Annotated in this window: 14 protein-coding genes; 6 read left to right on the top strand and 8 right to left on the bottom strand. The window is 45.2% G+C overall.

Annotated features, from left to right (window positions below; genetic code table 11):
* Positions 1-120: 120 nt before the first annotated feature.
* Positions 121-1992, bottom strand: a complete 1872-nt coding sequence (locus BSR28_RS02000) for an alanine/glycine:cation symporter family protein (RefSeq protein ID WP_073713197.1) — start codon at positions 1990-1992, stop codon at positions 121-123.
* 345 nt (positions 1993-2337) lie between these two features.
* On the opposite strand from BSR28_RS02000, the gene BSR28_RS01995 reads away from it, so the two are divergent.
* Complete coding sequence (locus tag BSR28_RS01995; RefSeq protein WP_073713271.1) at positions 2338-3066, top strand: DUF6270 domain-containing protein; 729 nt, start codon at positions 2338-2340, stop codon at positions 3064-3066.
* Here the strand turns inward: BSR28_RS01995 and BSR28_RS01990 are convergent.
* The 3 genes from BSR28_RS01990 to BSR28_RS01985 all read right to left on the bottom strand — a co-directional run bounded on the left by BSR28_RS01990 (position 3063) and on the right by BSR28_RS01985 (position 8589).
* Positions 3063-4805, bottom strand: coding sequence for a glycosyltransferase family protein (locus BSR28_RS01990; protein ID WP_233120585.1), 1743 nt, complete (start codon positions 4803-4805; stop codon positions 3063-3065). The two genes, BSR28_RS01995 and BSR28_RS01990, sit on opposite strands and share 4 nt — an antisense overlap.
* Before the next feature lie 402 nt (positions 4806-5207).
* Positions 5208-6956 (bottom strand): hypothetical protein, encoded by a 1749-nt coding sequence (locus tag BSR28_RS08910; RefSeq protein ID WP_143237544.1) that lies wholly within the window; start codon positions 6954-6956, stop codon positions 5208-5210.
* A 16-nt stretch (positions 6957-6972) separates the two neighbouring features.
* On the bottom strand, positions 6973-8589 hold the full coding sequence (locus BSR28_RS01985; RefSeq protein ID WP_073713195.1) for a heparinase II/III domain-containing protein: 1617 nt from the start codon (positions 8587-8589) through the stop codon (positions 6973-6975).
* 228 nt (positions 8590-8817) lie between these two features.
* Between BSR28_RS01985 and BSR28_RS01980 the strand changes: the two genes are divergently transcribed.
* The 4 genes from BSR28_RS01980 (at position 8818) to BSR28_RS01965 (ending at position 13817) form a co-directional block, all read left to right on the top strand.
* The gene (locus BSR28_RS01980; RefSeq protein ID WP_083562879.1) at positions 8818-9888 is read left to right on the top strand and encodes an ABC transporter permease; all 1071 of its coding nucleotides are present in this window, start codon (positions 8818-8820) and stop codon (positions 9886-9888) included.
* The gene (locus tag BSR28_RS01975) at positions 9875-10744 is read left to right on the top strand and encodes an ABC transporter ATP-binding protein (RefSeq protein ID WP_073713194.1); all 870 of its coding nucleotides are present in this window, start codon (positions 9875-9877) and stop codon (positions 10742-10744) included. The genes BSR28_RS01980 and BSR28_RS01975 overlap by 14 nt, the downstream gene beginning before the upstream one ends.
* Before the next feature lie 123 nt (positions 10745-10867).
* Positions 10868-11617, top strand: coding sequence for a hypothetical protein (locus BSR28_RS01970; protein ID WP_143237542.1), 750 nt, complete (start codon positions 10868-10870; stop codon positions 11615-11617).
* Positions 11601-13817 carry a glycosyltransferase gene (locus BSR28_RS01965; RefSeq protein WP_073713192.1) on the top strand — a complete coding sequence of 739 codons (2217 nt, stop codon included), beginning with the start codon at positions 11601-11603 and terminating at the stop codon, positions 13815-13817. The genes BSR28_RS01970 and BSR28_RS01965 overlap by 17 nt, the downstream gene beginning before the upstream one ends.
* A 194-nt stretch (positions 13818-14011) precedes the next feature.
* On the opposite strand, the gene BSR28_RS01960 is transcribed toward BSR28_RS01965, so the two are convergent.
* Genes BSR28_RS01960 through wecB form a run of 4 tightly spaced genes read right to left on the bottom strand, consistent with a single transcriptional unit; the run spans position 14012 to position 19558 of the window.
* A complete protein-coding gene (locus tag BSR28_RS01960) occupies positions 14012-15841 on the bottom strand; it encodes a glycosyltransferase (protein ID WP_073713191.1) in 1830 nt (609 codons plus the stop codon).
* Positions 15838-17124, bottom strand: coding sequence for a glycosyltransferase family 4 protein (locus tag BSR28_RS01955; RefSeq protein WP_073713190.1), 1287 nt, complete (start codon positions 17122-17124; stop codon positions 15838-15840). The genes BSR28_RS01960 and BSR28_RS01955 overlap by 4 nt, the downstream gene beginning before the upstream one ends.
* Positions 17125-17129: 5 nt before the next feature.
* On the bottom strand, positions 17130-18401 hold the full coding sequence (wecC, locus tag BSR28_RS01950) for a UDP-N-acetyl-D-mannosamine dehydrogenase (RefSeq protein ID WP_269148037.1): 1272 nt from the start codon (positions 18399-18401) through the stop codon (positions 17130-17132).
* A 41-nt stretch (positions 18402-18442) separates the two neighbouring features.
* On the bottom strand, positions 18443-19558 hold the full coding sequence (gene wecB, locus BSR28_RS01945; protein ID WP_073713189.1) for a non-hydrolyzing UDP-N-acetylglucosamine 2-epimerase: 1116 nt from the start codon (positions 19556-19558) through the stop codon (positions 18443-18445).
* 177 nt (positions 19559-19735) lie between these two features.
* Between wecB and BSR28_RS01940 the strand changes: the two genes are divergently transcribed.
* Entirely contained in the window at positions 19736-20767 is a 1032-nt protein-coding gene (locus tag BSR28_RS01940; protein ID WP_233120584.1) for an LCP family protein, read from the top strand.
* The last annotated feature ends 41 nt before the right edge of the window (positions 20768-20808 follow it).

Genomic DNA, 20808 nt, shown 5'->3' with positions numbered 1-20808 from the left:
CGTATTGGTCAACAACTTTGAGGTATTACTCAAAACTTTGGTCAAGTTGATTAATACACTAGTCCACTAGGAAGGGTTTCCAGCCTGCTGGACTATCCTTCAGTCCTGCTTAACTACGCCTCAGGCCTGTTGCTGGACCGATTCTTCGGTTTCAGCTTCCTCGTCATCGTTACCGACAGAAGGTTCGGTCGCGTGACCAGCCTGTAGCGGATCAACCGGGTGCTCCTCGGGGACCATACCGGTCTCATCGTCAGCGGCCTCGGTAATCGCACGGGCCGCCTGAGCGGTCTCTACGGCTACGCTGGCAGCTTCCCGGGCAGCCAAGCGAGCAGCCTCGGTATCTTCATCAGAAACGCTGTCATCCTCAATGGCCTGAAGGGCATCGTAACGAGCTTCCGCGGCGGCCTCGAAAGCGGCAACGGTTTCCGCATGGGCCACGTCCACGTGCGAAGGATCAGAATCGCTAGCAGAGGTATTAGCGGCAGAGGCCTGCTCTTCTTCCGGAACAATGCTGATCACGCCCGCGTCAACCTTCACGCGGTGACCAATGATTTCCTTCTTAATGATGCCGGCCAGGAAGTACAGGCCTAGCACGTTCGGCAGGGCCATCATGAAGAACATGGAGTCAGAGAAGTTAATAACCTGCTCTAGCGGAGCCATGGCACCAACTACGATCAGCAGGATGTAGATGACGTTGTAGGTCTGCTCGGCGCGACGGGAGCCACCGAATAGGTAACCCACGGCCTTCATGCCGTAGTAGCTGTAGGACAGCACGGTAGAGAAGGCGAACAGGGCCACGGCAATGGTTAGCGGCACGTCGAACCAGGACACGGAGGTAGCTAGTGCGGCGGCGGTCATCTGTACGCCCTCGACCTCCGGGTTGGTCTGCCAAACGCCAGACAGGATGATGGTAAGCGCGGTCAGGGTACAGATCAGGACGGAGTCCACGAAGGGTTCCCACATGGCCACGAAACCTTCGGTGGCGGGGCGGCGAGTCTTCACCGCAGAGTGCGCCATCGCGGCGGTACCAATACCGGCAGCGTTAGAGAAGGCCGCACGACGTAGACCCACGATCATGACACCCAGGGCGCCACCGGCAATGCCGCGACCGGTGATGGCAGATTCGAACATCTGCTCAACCGCCCACGGAATGTGGTGCACGTTGGGGATGATCACGAACAGACACATGACCAAGTACAGCAGGGCCATGAAGGGCACGATCTTACTGGTGACGGCACCAATCTTCTGGATACCACCCAGGATCACGAAGCCCGCTAGTAGCGCGAGGACAATACCGATGGCCCATTCCTTGCCACCTAGGTAGCCCTGGTCGCCGCCGGTAATATAGATCAGCTGCGCGGCAGCCTGGTTGGACTGGAACATGTTGCCCGCACCGGTGACACCAAAAACGGTGGCGATCGCGAAGATCGCGGCGAGGATGCGACCTAGGGTCGCGTGGCCCAATTCGGCTAGGCCGTCGCGTAGGTAGTACATGGGGCCACCACTGGTGGAGCCGTCCTCGTCAACGACACGGTACTTGACGCCCAGGGTGGCTTCGGCCATCTTGAGGGCCATACCGATAATGCCGGCCAGGATGATCCACAGGGTTGCGCCCGGACCACCGATCCCAATGGCCACGGCAACACCGGCGATGTTACCCAGGCCAACGGTACCGGATAGTTCGGTGGCTAGTGCCTGGAAGGAGGTCACTTCACCCGGGTCAGTGTGACGGGTGTATTCGCCCTTAACTAGGCGACGGGAGTGACGTAGGGAAGAGACGCGTAGCTGCTGGAAGGACAGGTAGACGGTGAAGAAGATACCGCCGGCCAGTAGCCACAGAACGATTAGGGGCACTTCGACGCCGCCGATTTTGGGGGCGTAGAAGACGATGCTGGAGAGGACGTCTACGAAGGCGTTGAAACCGTTGGTAATGGTTTCTAGGAAGCCGGGCGCGGCCGGCTGGGCTAGAGCGTTATTTACGGTGGGGAACATGGGTTCTTTCGCGTAGCTGACAAGGTCATAATGCGCCCTGGCGGTGAGAGCGTAAACAGTGCATAAATGTTCAACTGTAATCGCAAAGTTTCACGCCGGGGCGTTAAATAAGTACATTTTGCTTCTAAAGATGGAAGCCCGATGCGCTTTTAGGGTCAGTTTGACCGGTCAGAACCTTATCGGAATCCGCATAATGACGCCAATTAGCGTGGTCTAGTCCATTGACCTAGCTCATAATTTGGGAGTTTAGGTGGGGATTTTGGGTGCTTTTGAGGCCTTAGTGGGGGTGTTTTGGGGTTCGCTGGTATTCTTTTGTTGTCCTGTCCGCGTGATTTCGAGGTTTTTATGGCCGTCCCCGCCAAGCGTTTGTTCATTTATGGGTCCTGTGTGTCCCGTGATATGGCGGAGTTTGGGCGCGATTCAGGTATTGAAGTTGAGGCGTATGTAGCCCGCCAGTCTTTGATTTCTGCTGGTTCGAAGGTTAATCCGGCACTGTTGGGTAGTTTCCCTGATGGTAGTTCTTTTGCGTCCCGGATGGTTCGTGGTGATGCGAAGGGTGATCTGTTTGAGCGGATGGAGCTTAAGGCAGATGGGGCGGATCGGATTGTCTGGGATTTGGTTGATGAGCGTCTGGGTGTTTATGCTTTTCCGGATGGTTCTTATTCCACGCGTTCTTATGAACTTTTGGGGGCAGAGGGCTTAGAGTTTGTTCCTGCTGAGGCGCGTTTGATTCCTTTTGGCGAGGATGAACATTTCGATTTGTGGTGCGCTGCTTTAGAACGTTTTGAACAGTTTTTAGTTTCTAAGGGCTGGTTGGATAAAACGCGCCTTTTGTATGTTCCTTGGGCTCCTTTTGATTTGGCAGGTAATTTCACGCGGGCTTCTTTTGGAGTTCGAGCTTTGGAAGCGAATGTATTGTATTCACGCTATTTTGAGCATATTCGGGAACATAGCAAGATAGGCATGATTGAGCCGGAAGAAGAGCTGGTGCTTGCTGATCCGGAACATAAGTGGGGTCCGGCTCCTTTTCATTATCAGCAGGAGCTTTACGGCTGGATTGTGGACCAGCTTTAGAACATCACGGTTTCTGTGTTCTTTCCGTAGGTGACTATGCTGCCGGTTCTTAGGACTTCGTGGTCACTAATGTCCCAAGTATGGTTTTGACTGGAGCGGCGTCGTAGGAAGTTGAACCTGTCGGCAGAGTATAGTTTCCCTCCTGCTTCCCCGACTGCTGTTAGGAAGGCAGTGTCTTCGCCGGTGGTTCGGTTTTCAAAGGGAATCTCTAGGGCGGTTTCTTTGGCGGTTACTAGGGTGGGGCCAGCTAGGAAGTGGGTGAATCGGTGTTCCCGTTCGGGACTGATCAGAGCTGTGGCATTTAGCGATTCTAGGTAGGTGTAGTGGGCCTGTTTTCCAACGACTTGGGCTTGTGAGTAGTTGAGGGCGTGGATTTGGTCTGATAGGTAGTGGGCGCCGTACCAGTCGTCGTCGTCGATTTTTGCGACGTATTGACCGTCTGCCGCTTGGACTAGTTGATTTAGGCATTCGCCTAGGGTTTGGTCTGCGGGGGCCGTTAGGATTTGCGTGTTTTCTAGGCCGAGGTTTGCGGCGCGCTGCTTTAGCTCAGTGGGTGCGTCAAATCCGTGGGTTAGTAGGCAGAGTTGTACGGGTAGTTCGTCTACACCGTTCATTGCGGCTACGGTTTTTAGGACGTGGTCTATTTGGCCGGGGCGGATGGTCGATACTAGAGCACTGACAGTTGGTCTGGGTTGCGAGGTTGACTGTAGACCGATGGTTTTGAGGATAGTGTCGGCCCGGTGGGAGTAGGTGTGCTGGTTCCAGATTCTTCGGGCAGCCAGGTGGTTCATGCGGTCGCGTAGTAGGGGAGAGCCTACTAGGGCACGAAGCATTGTGGCGGCTTCTTCTTGGGTTTCTACTACCGATAGTTCGGTTTCGGGGAAGAAGTTACGTATGGCAGCCGAGGGGGTGCTTACAACGGAGGTATTACAGGCTAGTATTTCGAAGATCCGGCGGGCGCACATGGTTGGTGAGTCCGTTACGGAGTTAACGTTGAGGAAGACCTTGTAGGCACGGTAGGCGGTGAGCATTCGTTGATAGTCGACGGAACCGATCACTCGCTGGTCTAAGGGGGCGGGGAATTGGTAGCGTTCGTCGTTGGTTCCCATTTCTCTGGAGTAGATTTCTAGGCCAGTGTCCATTTTGGGGGATACGTCAGCGGCTGCACCTAGAAGAATGTCCATTTGGGCGCGACGTTCGGGGAATTTGTGGGTGAAGTAGGTGCCGGCGAAGGCTATGTCACGACTGGCGTAGCCTTTTTCTGGGCGGATGGGGTTGTGGATTTGTGGCTGCGCAGCGAAGGGTAGGGGGTAGATTCGATCGTGTCCTAGGTCTTCCTGGTAGCGGGGGATACAGTTTGAGTCAGTGGTGAAGATATAGTCGAAGAGCCTGGCGGTTTCTAGGAAGTCTTCGTAGTGTGCTGGGTCTTCTTTGTTCCAAAAGACGGTGGGTAGTTTTTGTTCGTGACAGGCTGTTAGCAGGGCGCGGAGTTTATCCCAGGGTTTGCCAGAGAGCCCGTATCGCCATTGGTCATTGTTGCCGTGCCAGGCAGATTCAATAAGGACAAAGTCTAGGTTTTCCGTTTTTAACTGTTCTTCCCAAGTGTTGGGGCCTAGTGCAATTTGTTCCCATTCGGGGGCGAAGCATGAGGTGGTGAAGGGGTCCATAATGACCCCGACCTTTAGGGGGCGGAATCCTGCGGTGGGCTTTTCATTGGGCCACGGTCCCAGGGCGCGCACAAAATCTGGGCCTAGAGGTTGTCCAGCACGAGTTGTTTTCGTTTTTGCAAAAGGGTTTAGGTTTCGCGTACGCGGTGTGATGACCATGGGTTGGAAGGCTTGCAGAGCTGCGCGCCTATTATGCTCCTGAACCTGCTTAAAACCACCTTGGCGAAAATGCCAAAGTGTTTTCCGTATCGAAGCTAGCCGCATGCGCAGATTAAATCTTCCCATGACGAATATATTAGCGAGTCCTAGCTAGAAAACTTGGTGTATTCGATGAATCACAGCATAGGGGTAGTTCGTATCAGTATGTCTGTTATGTACAGCCAAAAGTAATCTTCTTACTTAGAAAGAGTTTTGCTTAGAAAAGTTTCCTCTGTAGAATTGCTGGTTTGAGCTTTGTTTTGAAGAATTCGATCTCTAGGCATGGAACTGTGAGTAATCAGCAAAGCTTCTCAGTTTTGAAGCAATTGCGGAACGATTTCGTGGGCTAAATTTTATTGCCCAATCAATAAATTCTTCCATCTCTTTATTTGCAATAAAAGAGAATGTTGGTGCCGAGTTTTTAAGATCGTCAAATGCGGCAAAGATTTCAGAATCTAGTATTTCTTCAAATGATGGCTCGGACAAAGTAGGTTGCTTAGGTGAGAGCCCTTTTATTAAGGAGCCACGTGAAACTATTTCTGGGGCTGGAGTTATTTCGAGAGAAGTTGAGCCATATTCAGACTTGCGGTGATACTGCGAATCGAAAATTTTTGGGTCGTTTGGCTTGTCAAACTCGAAGAACGCCAGTTTTTCATCAAAAGCTCTAATAACATCAAATAAAACTCTTCCAGAAGCTCGATCTTCTGGAGGAAGTCCTCGTGATGCTTTCAGCAGTGAAGGTACCGTTGCAATGTTGAGTGCTACTAATGATTCTGAAAGAGACTGACGGGGTCCAAAATGATATCTATTTCGGAAATGTAGGTAATGGGCATCCAGCTTATCTCCTAGAGTGCGTCCAGGAAGCTTTTCGAAGGTTTCTAGCAAATCATTAACATACCTTTCGAAATACCATCTGCCAGTTCTTGCACCTCGATGTTTCATTAGTAGATTCAGAAAGTTTTGGGGGCTTGGATCTTCTTTTGGGATCGCTGAAGTAAAAAGAAGGGGGCGCCAGTATTCGCGGTATAACTCTCCTCCTCCACCCAAGACTCGAATCGAAGGCGTTTTTGTTAAAGTGCCAAGACCTCTAACATCAGAAGGGACTATCCAATGGTAGGTGCCAAATACTTGACTTCGACGGCGCATCAAATGATCATGAGTGGAATATGCAGAATAGCCTACGGTGCGCGGTCTATCAGAGTAGCTACCGCCATAGTATTTGACTAGACCACTTGCAATATTTAGATCAGCACGTAGACCCTCGTTTGAGGGGTTTGCAATCGTATTAAAGATTACGTCTTTTTGTCTACCTAAGGCGATGAGTGCACCAAATACGACTCTGCTATCACGACCTCCAGAAAGATCCAAATAAACCGGAAGTGACGAATCTAAAACTGCATTTAGATTGTCTGACACTTCTTGGGCACCTTTATAAATTAATTCCCAATAGGAAGAGGGATCGAGCGAATCGTAGTCATCATCTTGATCTGGTGTTGAGATAACTATATTTTTTTCTTTAACGGTTAGCGAAGAACCCGCTGGGACAAGAGAAATCCCGGATACAGGAGTATTGAAGGTATTAAGGCTGAATGAGAATCCACCGTCATTAAAAGTAGACGTTAATGCATTGTCGATATTTATCTTCTGTTCACAGATTGCCGCTAGATGCAGTGAGTTAGTTACTAACGTTTTACCGAAATAAATCTTTACCATTCCGAATGGATCTGGAACTATATCGGCAGAATTTTCCTTTAGACACACGTATACATAAGAACCTGCACTAAACCTTGTTGGCGTGTTTTTAAGAGTCCTCGGCCCTGTTATATATTGTCCATCAATAATCCCATGTCCAGATACAAATGAGTCACCAATTAAGCGGTCCCAAACGTAAGCGGTATACCCCTTCTTTTTTACGACTTTCGCACCCAATGACAGCATTCTTTGCTCGATAGTGGGGGATTCTGAGGTAGAAATTAGGAAATCGACCCAAGGGGTATCAATAGGAATAAAACTTAAGTTTGACAATTTGCTTTTCCTACTTTCAGACTTTGTTTTTGGGGGTTAGAGAAATTGAAGTATTTAGTGAATTCGATTGTGCAGAGGGGGCAATCTCGATGCACCAGCAGGGCGAATATATGCCAAAATCATTTGCATACCAACCTGATTCTGAGGGATCGTAGTTACCCTTGGTTAGGTTAATTTTAGGCGAGAAGTCAAAGTTGAACTCTAAGGTAACATCGGTATTCTCGCAGTATATTGATGTGCCCTGAATATTGATAGAAAAATCTGGATTAATTAGAAAGCGTACAACTGCTTCCTCATTGTCGGGACCAACGAATTTATCATTAATTCGAAACTTTGAAGGTGATGAGATATCAATCGTACGTATTGTTTTATACTGATCGTCAATAGTCGATATTCCACTTAGGCATGTAGACTCTTTATCTCTCGATATAACAATTTGAGTCTTTACACGTTCCGCACCTTGCTTATATAAGGTGGCCGGGTAGAGGGGGTCGAACTTACGCCAATAGGGACCAGAGTGTCCTCTTTGAGACTTTACACATTGAGTTACTGGGTCTTGCCAATCATAATTATAGAAACCACAATCGAGAATAATCGGCTTATCTTTATAAAACAAGAAGATGGAATTATCATCCGAATGCTTGTGAGTAATTGAAGATTGCCCGCATTTAAATGAGAAGTATAAGTTGCCCGTTCGATTACAGTAGAAACCAGACTCTTGCGAAAAGAAATCACCATCGTTTAGTAGGCCTAAATCTCGATTAACACTTGAGAGGTGACCGTCCCCGAGAGGTGGAAGTAAACCGTTAGGTAGTACAGTTTTGGCAAGGCTTATTTTTGCTTTGGAAAGAATTTCTTCTAGGAAATGAATATATTCAGAACCATTTTTGGTGATGAACTCTGCCTCTTTTAAGAGAGCCTCTATATAACGAATATAGAAGGCATGGTAGGAGGGAGTGTTTTCTACACATAGACCGCTAGAATCGAAAGCGTTAGATACTATAGTCTTTAAATGCATTAATGCATATTCAAAAACCTCTTTATTTTGGCTAAAAACTAGCAAATGACAACTATGGAGAATCGCATTCGAAAGCATCATCCCGTGATTGTTATTGGCGATGTTTTCGGGGTTTAGAGACCAATTTAAGAATTTAGTTAATAGCTCTAAAAGTACCTGGTCTAAGTCTGAGTCTTCTATTTTTATCAAAAGATAGCAGAGGGATCTGATTAATTCTGCAGTCATATGATCTCTTGAAGTTAGAGTTCCTAACCTCTCTTCTCCTAAGGGTGAGCTCACGAAATCCCTAAAAGATCTAATGATAGAAAAAACTCTTTCGGAGTCTGGATTAGATGATTGCTGCAGGTAAGCTTGGAGCCAGTTCAGTGAGTATATCCACATTAGAGTTGACTGATACTGTTCGCTAGGGAGAATCGTCCACTCAAAGTTCTTTGGAACCTCGAAAGAAACTTTATTTGGGGTTTGAATAATCCACTTACTATCCGTAAAATTAAAGGTCCAATTTGGAAATGTGTCTTTTTCGCGGAACTTAAGGTAAGCAGACTTTAATGACTCATCGATACCGATTGAAATCTCCTCTTCGATTCTTAGAGTATTTTTCGAAGCATTATTCATTTACCGTGAATCCTAATTCTGCTAGATAAAGCGATCGAAGGTTTGACCAATGATTCAGATCATTTCCTATTATATTTATATGAAGTAGAAGTGCTTAACGAAACTTTGATGACCTGGTAAGGTGCTAACTCAGAAAAACGTTTTTCATGTTATAGATGTTAACTAACTAATTAGCCTACGTTTTTAAAAGGGGTTAAGCTTAGAACGTTTATAACGAAGGGAAAATAAGTGTTTTCGGAATATAAGAAACATGGTTTCCAAAAGTCAAGTAAGACTTCGAATAATGTTGATGACAAGTTTGGATTTTCATTTCCTAAAGCGTACAAGGGTTTTAGCAATCAGCACGTTGAATCTTTTGATGAGATTATAGGTATTACTGCCAATGATGATACTGAGATAACAGGGTTAAGATTAACCAATAATCGACAATCAACTGGCAAAAGAAATACGAACGCAGCTGAAGAAAACAATTCCTTACTGTTACCTGTAACAGGTCGTCCTAATATACCTGCATATCTAAAGGCTTTGTATCGAAGGCGTTTTTTTATCAGAGCGGAAGCTAGAGCTAATGCGTTTTCATCAACTAGAAATATGTTGCTCGGCAAGATTTGGATCGTACTTAATCCAATGTTAGATGCGCTTGTGTATGGAATAATATTCGGGTTTTTGCTTAATACATCGCGTGGAATAGATAATTTTATACCTTTTTTGGTGGTCGGCGTAACTTTTTTTGGTTTCTTATCTAAAGCAATTTTGAGTGGCGCTGGTTTGATACGAGCTAATAGAAATGTTATAAAAGCTTTTTTATTTCCACGAGCTGCCTTAGTTTTATCAACTAGTCTTAAGAATTTTTATGATTCTATTCCTGTCCTGTTGATCACCTTAATAATGATTATTGTTTTGCCTCAAGGAGTTTGGCCTACTTGGAAGTGGTTCTTGGTTGTGCCTTTATTTTTTCTCCAAACAGTATTTGGTTTAGGGCTAACTTTTCTGACGACTTATCTAACAGATCTAGTTCCTGATTTGAAAGCAGTGATTAACTATTTAATGAGATTCGTTTTTTATGCCTCGGGGGTATTTTTCAGTGTTGAAAAATTAGCCGAAGATCACGAGACTGTATTAACAGTTTTAAGAGCGAACCCATTTTTTCAATTTCTTGATATGGCAAGAGACTGTCTAATATACGATTCTCTACCGAGTTTTGGTCAATGGATGTACCTATTATTTTGGACGACTTTTATGCTCTCTATTGGATTTTTGCTTTTCTGGAGCAGGGAGGTAAAGTATGCACGACAGTGAGTCCTACTTAGAGAAGGGGCCGATTCAAGTGCCCTTAGGGGCAACTGCAGTGTTAGCTCATAATCTGAGAGTTTCTTATCGTGTAGCTTCTGCCCAGAAGAAAACTAAGGCTGAACACTTTATTACAAAGATCGGGCGACTTCTCGGAAAAAGTCCGAGAACAATTGTTAAAGCGTTGAATGGTGTGTCGTTTGAGGTCAAAGAGGGTGAATCTGTCGGAGTAGTTGGTCTAAATGGTTCTGGAAAATCGACGTTATTACGGGTAATTGCTGGATTGGAGCCCCCCGAAAGTGGAACTGTCCTCGCAACAGAGCAGCCAATGCTCCTGGGCGTATCAGCTGCGTTAATGCCGGCCTTGAGCGGATATGAAAACATTAGGCTAGGATGTCTCGCAATGGGATTAACTCCAGAAGAGACAGAAAAGGCTATTCCTGATATTGCGGAGTTTGTTGATATTGGGGAGTCACTATATTTACCTATGGAAACGTATTCTTCCGGTATGGGCTCAAGGCTACGTTTTGCAATTGCAACGGCTGCTAATCCACGCATTTTATTAATTGATGAAGCCTTAGCGACTGGAGATGCAGCTTTCAAAGAACGTTCAGAGAACAAAATGGCTGAATTACGTGAGAATGCGGGGACAGTGTTTCTTGTCTCTCACGCTGCAAAGACAATTGAAGAGATGTGCACTAGGGCTATGTGGCTCCATAAAGGTTATTTGATTTCTGATGGACCAGCTTCTGATGTTGCCCATACTTACAGGAAATGGGCCTGGGATATAGCAAAAGGAAAAGAAGAATCGGCATCTAAGTTACTAGATTCCGTAATTAAGAAAAATTTGAGAGACAAACTATAAAAAACGGTGTTGACGTTATATGATGTCTCTATCTTTAAGATAGAGAATTGAACTGGAGTTTAAATGAAACTTGGTGATCCGATATCGTGCGGAAGCTCAGATTCGGTATATCTATTGGTAAACATGTCGGATCTAGATGAGAGTTTTCTGCAGTTCATACCGAATGGTTCTCTCCTTATAGAATCGTTTGAAGAAGTTGAAGTAAGAGAAGACCAAACAATATTAGTAATAGGCATAGCCGAGGACTTTGAACATCTTGCTATCTACATTAATGACCTGGTTCTTATAAGTGGCAAAAAAGATATTACAACTCAACTGTTTTATGGCGGATCGATCGATGATCTAGAGCTTGTTTTTAACCAAATTCCCGATTCTATAACGCTTGATATGTTCTCACAGGAAGATAACGTCTTTAAACTAGAGTTTAGAAAGTCTGTAGAAAGCGATAGATCTTCAAATGATTTCTTAGTTGGACTTTTTGAAGGAAGACAATCTCTAAACACTGGTTCAGCAGAATCATATTTATCGCGACTTGAGTCATTAGAGGAACAACTCAATGAGTCTAGAAACAAGTGTCTTTCTTTACTTGAATATTTTAGTGAGTATGGATCCTTCTCGATTTCTGAAACGGAAGATACCTCTCACGATGATTTGAAAACAAGGGATATCGCTGGCACTGGATTAACCGAAAAGCAAATTCAAATTTTACTAGAACAGGATGAAGAGAAGAAAGAACTAGTTAATCGCCTTACGCTTTTACAAAGTCGGTTTGATGCGTTGCAAAGAAAGTATGATTCTCTAGCTGCTTCTAAGCTAGGATCGTTGACGTTGCGCATGTGGGAACGGAAGAGGAAGAATGAAAAGCTCCGCTGAGTTGTCTAATCTCCAAAAAGACTACGCCCGAGAAGTCTTTTTTGATAGTTCTCTTCTAAAAGAGGAGATTTCTCGCCTTGAAGGTGAGATCGGTGTTTCTAGTAGCAAAACTTCTGACTTGAGTTTTTCTTTAAAAGAGGGGATTAGTATTATTATCCCCGTATACAAATCGGTTAATACGATTGAACGGACCCTGAATTCACTTCTATCTCAAACTCTTGATAAGAGTAAATTTAATGCTATTGTCGTTTTAAACGGAGAGGATGACGGTAGCGCCAAGATAATAGAGACTTTTATTCATGATCACAAAGATTTAGAAATTCATTTTATTCGAACAAATGATTCGGGCGCCGGTCTGGCACGAAATATTGCTATTCGAATTGCGGATCGTGAATATATGACATTTTTAGATGCAGATGATGAATTTGAACCGAGATTCCTAGAGGTTTCATTTGGACATCTGAACCCCATAAATATGGTTGTGAATCCAATCGTAGATGTATCACCTGAAGGTGTTATAGAGTCAAATACAGTACTGGGGGAACGAATTAGAAGGCTGGCAGGCCAAAGCGTTCCTGTTCACCAAGTACCTTGGATTCTTGGTTTCAATGCGTGTAAAATACTCCCAACAAAACTTTTGAAGAGAATTAGGTACAACACTTCCTTAGAAAGTGGTGAGGACCTAGTATTTTTCGCATTGATGTTGCGTCACTTGAGGTTGACGATGGTAGTGCCAAGTGATTGTGAAAATGCAAACTATAGACGGCATATTACTAAAACTTCTGTGTCACGAAGGAGTGAGTCTTTCGATTTTAATGTGCTGCAGCGTCTCGATTGTATTTCAGAGCTCCAAAAGATTAGTGTATCTGGTCCGCAACTAGTTGCAAGAAAACAGCTTGAAGCAGCGCAAGCAGGTTTCATTTCTCGATATCTTGAGAAAAATCCTGAAAAGACACAACAGCTACTCAAGGAAATAGGCAACAGGCAGATAGTAGATTTTCCATGGAAACAGATTAACCGTGGACCGGTAAAGCAACTAGCAATAGCATATTGCTTTGCGCCATATGCTGATACCTCTGCCGTCATGGCTGCGAAAGCAATCGATGAGCGACATTTGCTCACTGATGTGATTAGTTGCGATATGTCGAAAGTCAGAAAAACTGATTTAAAGATCTCGTTCTTAGCGGATCGCTGGCTGAATCGCAAAGATGTAATTACTTCGCCGGTTTCATTTGCTGGATGGGACGCAATTTCTGACTTTGCTACAAAGGCTGTTCAAGTTGCAGAGAAGAATAATGCGGTTAATGGCGGCTACGAGCAAATGTATACTCGGGCTCTTTGGATCGGCTCTCATGTTGCCGGAGCGTTGTTTAAGCTAAGACACTGGAATATCAGGTGGTCAGCAGAATTTTCAGATCCATTGCGCCACGGTGTTACTGGCGAGCCTCGTCCTGGTGGATTAACTGACAATGAAGTAAGCCGATCGCTAATCAGAGGTCTTGAAGCAAAGGGTATTAGAGTTCCCGAGTTTGAGTCTCTCTTTCATTTGGTCGAGTTAGCAACGCTTGTATTCGCTGATGAAATTATTTTTACAAATGAGAATCAGCTTGAATACATGCTTTCAGAGTATGATGGTAAACTTCGCGAACTCGTCGAAAACAAGAGTGTAGTGCGTCCTCATCCTATCCCTCCCGAAGAAGCGTATCATGCGTTTGAATCTACGTATGTTTTGCCTAGTGACAAGCTAAATATCGGGTTTTTCGGCTCTTTCTATGAAAATCGTGGCCTTACTGAGTTGTTCACAGCTTTGGCGAACTTACCGGCGAAGCTACGTAGAATTGTTAGATTGCATGTTTTCTCGAATCAACCGGATGCCGTTTCAAAGAACGCAGCGCTGTATGGACTGCAATCTACAATCTATTCCAATAGTTATGTACCCTATATGGATTTCCTAAACCTGATTACATATTTCGACGTATTGATGGTTAATGATGCAGTTGTTACTGGAGAACAAAACATTAATCCATTTCTGCCATCTAAGTATTCAGACTACAAGGGATCTGGTACAAATATTTGGGGACTGGTTGACGATGGCTCGCCACTATCAAAAATGTCTTTAGACTATCGAAGCGAAGCAGGAAACTCAGCTAGCATTCATTCGACACTGCTGACTATCTGTGCTGACTATCTCGAAAGCTAGTATCCTATCGAATCTATAGTTTTATTTTCTTTTCATAGCTTTGATGATTATCGGTATTGATATCTAGACTAATCCTTGGTAGTAACTTGAAATAGATTTCGATGCTGTGGAGGATTTCATAGTAGAGGGTTTTGAGCATCTGAGATCTATGTATTGGGTATCGAGATAGGCTCTTTAGAACTTCACGATTAACTTTATTTATCTTGTAGAAAGGAATTCTTTAAAATTACTTGCTCGATAACTGTATAGTAGTCTTCTGCGATTCTTTTCCAAGTTCTCGATTCAGCAAATTTAACAAGATCTAGCATCGTTGACTCCGCATTTGGTTTTATAGCATCACTTACATTTAAGCTACTTTTACCGGTAGTTAGATGCTTAAACCAATAGATCAGGGATTCTTTCCAGGCGTCGTCGTCATCTTCGACGGTTAGTAGTTCCAGATATTTATTGGGGACGACTGTTTTCAGAGCAGGTAGATTCGAGACAAGAGTAGGAACCCCACTGGCAAGAGCGGGAAGCGACTTAAGAGGGGTGATGTTTCTGGTGACGCTTGAGTTAATTCTTGGTACACAGAATACATCGAGCGAATGGTAATAGGGCATGGTTTTATCCTGGGGGATGCGTCCCGTGAAGGTACAGAATTCGGTTAACTGTAAGCTGGCTGCAAGATTTCTAATGGAGGGGAGTGCTACACCGTCTCCTACAATTAATAAATGAGCATTTATTCCTTCGTTCCTTAATGAATTAAGGGCCCAAACTAGTCTTTCGAGACCTTCATAAGGAACAACCGAAGAAATAGATCCGAAAATGAATCTATCAAGAGGCAGGCTAACAGCTAGGCGGGCACCCTGTTGATTGGCATATCGTTGTTTTAGATTTGATGGTCCTTTTAATAGATTATTCTGGCTTATGCCGTTTGGAGCTATATATATTTTGCTTCGAGGGATGCCGCGTTTAACTAGATCGTCTGCTTGAATGCATGATAAAACGACAACCATGTTTGCTTTGTTAGCTATCCAAGTTTCGAGTTCTTTTAACGCTGGATATCTACCTTTACTCCGAGCCTTCTGGGAAATATCTTCAGGAAGTTTTGAAAGCCAAGAGTCCTCTAGTTGTCCTCTCATTTCGTAAATAAAAGGGAGATTCGTTGCTTGGGCAACAGCCAGACCAACTAATCCATTTTGAAAGTCCGTCGTACTGATAATAGCCGAAGGAGAATGCGATAAAACTTCTGAATATACAAATTGAAAATGTTTAATGAGCTTTCGGGAGAGATAGGACGGAAGACTCTTGGGAATGTCGCGAAGATATTTTACTCCTTTGTAGTCTTCTGTGAAAGAACCTACTAAATACCCAATATTTAGAGGATAAGCAATTCTGGTAATAGCAGTTACAGGTATGTTGTCTTTAGACCAAGCTGATAACAGTTCCTGCGTTCGAATCGCATAACCAGAGGAAGTATATGGGAAGGAATTAGTAGCAATGTAAATGGATCCCGATGGGTTAGTATGATTTACGGAACGAGAGTTCTTTACCGAATTCAAACACTCTCCTATGAAATCTTCCGGAATCTCTATCAGGTGTATTTCATCTTTATACTTTTTTTTCAGTTTTCCTTCGGAAAGAGCAATTGCTTTATCAAAGTCCCCGGTTGTCCAAGCCAGTTTCGCTTTATACGTTCCTGACATATCGGGTAAAGAAACTTTTTCAGCTACAGCTATCGCATCACGAATTCTGGAAGGAGGCATGCTTTTAAGGGCTTTTTGAGTTTGCTCAGGAAGGTCACTGACGAAATAATATAGGAGTTCTAGAAGAGAGTGTTTTCTCGCTATGGTTCTTAAGAGCGAGATAAACTTTTGGCGAGTATTTAAGGGTAGGCGCCGGATGATCTGAACAAGAAAACTTGCGGGGTCGGATAACAAGTGATTTCTTGTGATTCCTACAAGACTGACTAGTTGGTTAGCTAGAACAACATGTTTTTTATGTTGTTTGAGCTTTAAATTACGTATATAGGAGCTTCTCATTGAGAGTCCTCAATGTTAGAAACTCTCTCTACGGATGTTATCCATTTTCCCGCGAGCTCGGCGGGTGAAGGAAGCGATTCTAGCCACTGAACTCCTCTATTACTGACATCTAATAAACATGGATTTTTGGAAAGACTGATCCAAAGTTCTGCTAATGCTTTCGGATTCATCGGTGGTACGGTATGACCTGCACCTGACGCAATGATAATATCAGAGGCTTCTCCGGCTAAGGCTCCTGTTATATGTTTTTTTAAACGAAGAGCCTCGAAGAGCTTTGATGGAATTGTAAGTTCCATTGTTTTCCACGATTCTAAATGCACCAGTACAGTGTCGCACCAACTATAGTATTTATTAATATCGTTGAAAGAAACCCTGCCAGGCATGGTTATCGGCACTTGAAGTTTTGCAGCAAGTGCTTTGATGCGATCGACATGTGCTCCGCCTCCGACCAATGTCAGATTAATGCAAACTCCTTTATCCTTGGCAATTCTTGCCGCGTATACTGCGTTGCTAAGTCCTTGGGCCCGGCCTATTGTTCCAGCGTATAAGACATTTAGCGGTGAGTTTGGAGACTTGATATGGTTTGTTATTATCGGCAATTGATAATCAGGGCGATTGGGAATTGTCTCTACACTTTTTATCCCTTTTTTTATTTCTAAATCAGCCAAAGACTTAGTTGTAGTGATTACTAGATCAGCAGATTTAAGAACGGAGTTAAGTGCTCGCCCTCCACTTTGGAGGATAAAATGTAATACCCACCTGCGGAAACGTTTAATCGGCCTAGTTGGCCGTTTTCTGTGGTCAGACCAGTCTTCCATGTTTATTAATAGCTCAGGCCAGGCGTCACGAAGTTCAATAACTAGAGGTTTATGAAAACGTTTTGCAATAAGCCACGAAACCAACGCCGAAGGTAATGCTGGTACAGTACAACAAACAACGTCGACTTGGTTTCTTTGTTTTTTTGCTTTCTTGATAGCTTTTTTAGCAACAAAAAAGGAAGAAAGCATTATCGTAGCTTGGTCTTTGACACGGGAAGTAATCGATTTTGAGTGTTCTCTAAAGTTCGTTCTGTAGATTGTTAGACGATCTCCCGGCTGTTCGAAATTACCGCGCTGGTGTTCTTGTTTATCAGAGGTAAGCTTTCCACCAGGATAGTGAGGTGGAGGGGTTACAACTGTCAGAGTGTGTCCAGCCTCCAAAATTGCTTTCGAAAGCCATTCCCACCTTCGTTGTACTACTCCCTGTTCAGGGTGCCAGTACTGTGTGATTAACAGTATGTGCATAGGCTTTAGAATAGGGATGCAGAACCACGGGTATTGATGAAAGTTTTACCTTCCAAATCAGCCAGAGTCAAAGCCTTAAACTGCTTATGATCAACCAAAAGAAGCACGATTTCAGACTGCTCCAAAGCCTCTGCTTGCTCAGCCAGGCTTACTTTTTCAACAGAATTCAAAGACTTAGGAAGTTCTGAAATATTCGGCTCAACTGCCAGAACTGAACTGACCTTCTCTGAGGCAGCCAAACGCTTAGTAATCTCAACAGCCGGTGACTCCCTCAAGTCGTCAATATCTGCCTTAAACGCCAGACCCAACACCGCGACGTTCTTATTATCAGTTTGATCTAGCGCAGCATACACCTTATCCAGAACGAAATCTGGCTTGGCGTCATTGATCTCTCGGGCGGAACGAATCAGACGGGAATTCTTTGGATCAGAAGAGACAATAAACCACGGGTCCACGGCAATACAATGACCACCAACACCCGGGCCTGGCTGCAAAATATTAACCCTCGGATGACGGTTAGCTAGACTAATAAGCTCCCACACATCAACACCCAACTCATCACAAATAACGGACAACTCATTAGCAAAAGCAATATTCACATCGCGGAAAGAATTCTCCGTCAACTTAGCAAGCTCCGCAGTAGTAGCATCCGTAGTCAAAATCGCGCCGCGACAGAAACTCGCATAAACATCACGCGTCCGGGTAGTAGCCTCTTCCGTCAAACCACCAACAATACGGTCATTCTCAGTCAGCTCAATCATGATCCGGCCCGGAAGCACCCGCTCCGGTGCATGAGAGAAATGAACAATCGGGCGACCCTCCGAACCGTCCAAAGAAAGATCCGGACGTTCAGAAAGAACCAAATCTGCCATAAACTTTGTTGCCCCGGGGGGAGAGGTGGACTCAAGCACCAACAACTCATCACCCGTCAACTGGGGAATAATATTCCGGGTCGCCGCCTCAATATAAGAAAGATCCGGAGCGTGAGTCTCAGTATCCTTAAAAGGCGTCGGAACCGAAACAATATAAACATCCGCCTTCGGGGTATCCTTTTGCACCGTCAGCATCCCCGAATCAACCACCGACTTTAAGGCGCCTTCTAGTCCCTCTTCAACGAATGGAAGCTCACCACGGGAAACATAATCAATAGTCCGGTCAGAAACATCCACACCCAAAACGCGCCAACCATTCTGCGCAAAAACAACCGCAGTAGGCAGACCAATATAGCCAAGGCCAATCACGCACAGGCTTCTTTGTGTTTCAGACATTTCGATCATTCCCCTTAAAAGTGTATGTTAGTTAACATTCTACTTTGAGACTAGCCTATTTCCAAAAGCGATTTAATCGCTTCAATGCTTTTAATTGCCGCAGTGCCATCCCCATAGGGATTAGCCCCCGTCGTCATGGATAAATAGACTGCAGGATCGTCAATTAACTCCCGGAAACTAGAAACGATGAAATCCTTATCGGTTCCAACCAGTTTTACCCCGCCGGCCTGAACTGCTGAAGGGCGCTCGGTGCTGTTACGCATACACAGAACCGGGGTCTTTAGCGCCGGTGCTTCTTCTTGAACGCCACCAGAATCAGAAAGCACGATGTGTGCCTTCTTTAGGGCTGCAGCAAAGAATTCGTAGGGAAGCGGCTCACAAACATAAACATTCTCGCAGTGTTCAATATGCGGAACCAAAGCCTGACGTAGCATCGGGTTGCCATGAACCGGGAATAAGAACTGCATAGCTGGATATGTTTCTGCAAGTTCTCTTAATGCTAAACCGATCTGCTCTAGCTTATGCCAGTTTTCCCGCCGATGGCAGGTAACCAGAACCATCGGAACCTCACTGTTCATAATCCGCTCTAGGTGCGGATCTTGATACTTCAATTCTAACTTTGAAGCCATAATCAGGGCATCGATTACGGTATTACCTGTCAGGGCAATCTTTTCGGGATCAATACCTTCCCGAAGTAGGTTATCTACTGATGACTGACTGGGAGCCAAATGAAGCTCTGAAACCTGCGTAGCAATCCGACGGTTTGCCTCTTCCGGGAAAGGAGAGTGAATATCGCCTGACCGTAAACCAGCTTCCAAATGTGCCACCGGAATCTGAGCATAAAAGGCGGCTTGCGCGGCAACCGAAACCGTGGTGGTATCCCCCTGAACCAAAACCAAATCCGGATGGACCTCGGCAAAAAGCTTATCTAGGGCTAGAAACACTTTACCAGCCAGTTTGTTCAGACTTTGACCCTGTTCAAAGACCGCTAAGTCATAATCTGGTCGGAAATTAAAAACCTTATGAACCTGTTCTAGCATCTCTTTATGCTGGCCAGTGCTTACGGCAATCGGTTCAAAGTCGGGATCTTCACGTAAGGCTAGGATTAGGGGAGCGACCTTAATTGCTTCCGGTCGTGTTCCGTAGATAACCATTACTTTTTTCATTTAGACTCCCTAAAATCCATAAAAGATTCTGTGGTTTAGTCTACTCTGGCTTATTCGAAATCGCATGGCTTAAGTCCTATTTAAGTATGATTATTCCCTAGAAGTAGTATCCTGAGGAAAGTGCTATCGGATCCTTAAGGATTCGGGGTAGCGCGCTTCTTGCCTAAAGGGGATTAAATGTCTGAAAACCTGCCCAGCAGAGCCCAATCGGGAACTGCCTCCAAACGCCGTTGGCCTAAGATTGTCCTGCTGGTGCTGCTGGTACTAGCTCTGATCTTTGGCGGTACCGCTACCTACCTGATTTGGGCAAGTACCAAGAATATTGAATCTTTGCCTATCAACGTTGCTAACTACAACATCAACCCCAATGGCACCCCGGAACCGGGAAGTGAAGAGGAGCAGGCTAAAGGCACCATCAACTTCCTAGTCCTAGGTTCAGACTCCCGAATCAGTGCCGGTGACCCCAATAAGTGGGAATACGGGGCTCAACGTACTGACGCGATCATGATCGTCCAGATCAACGAAAAGCGCGACCACATCAATATTCTTTCCCTACCCCGCGATTCCTGGGTAGAAATCCCCGGACACGGAAAAAATAAGATAAACGCGGCTTTCTCTTTCGGGGGACCCCAACTAACTATTCAGACCATTCACCAACTCACCGGTATTCGAATTGACCACTTCGCGGTCGCAGACTTTGACTCCTTCAAAAAAGTCACCGATGAACTAGGCGGCGTCACCATTAAGACCACTGACGGGGAAGTCACCCTAAACGGAAAAGAAGCCCTCAAATTCGTCCGTGAACGTAAACACCTACCCAATGGCGACTTTGACCGCGTACGCCGCCAACAGGCCTGGATGCGAGCCATGATGCAAAAAGTCTTCACCTCTGGGGTACTTAACTCGCCCACCAGCGCCATGAGCCTAATCCAAACTGCTACAGAAAACTCCGCCGTCGACGAAGGCTTCAGCACCACAGACATGCTATCCCTAGCCCTATCACTGCGGAACCTACGCTCAAAGGACGTCACCTTCCTATCAGCTCCGAACCTGGGTTCCGGACGTTCTGACGGGGGCGCCTCAATCGTGAACCTAGACTTTGATCAGCTAGCAGTCTTAACCAAGGCCTTCCGGGAAGGAAAAGTCCAAGAACTGCTAGACAGTAACCCAGAAATGAAGAAACTAGAGCTCAGCTCTAAAGTCCGCTAACCGCTCTAAAATAAAACTTCAAAACCGCAGACCGTAAACTC

It is taken from the genome of Boudabousia liubingyangii (assembly GCF_001907245.1).
In the GTDB taxonomy this organism is placed as follows: Bacteria; Actinomycetota; Actinomycetes; order Actinomycetales; family Actinomycetaceae; genus Boudabousia; species Boudabousia liubingyangii.
This window is presented reverse-complemented; position numbering and strand designations above follow the sequence as displayed.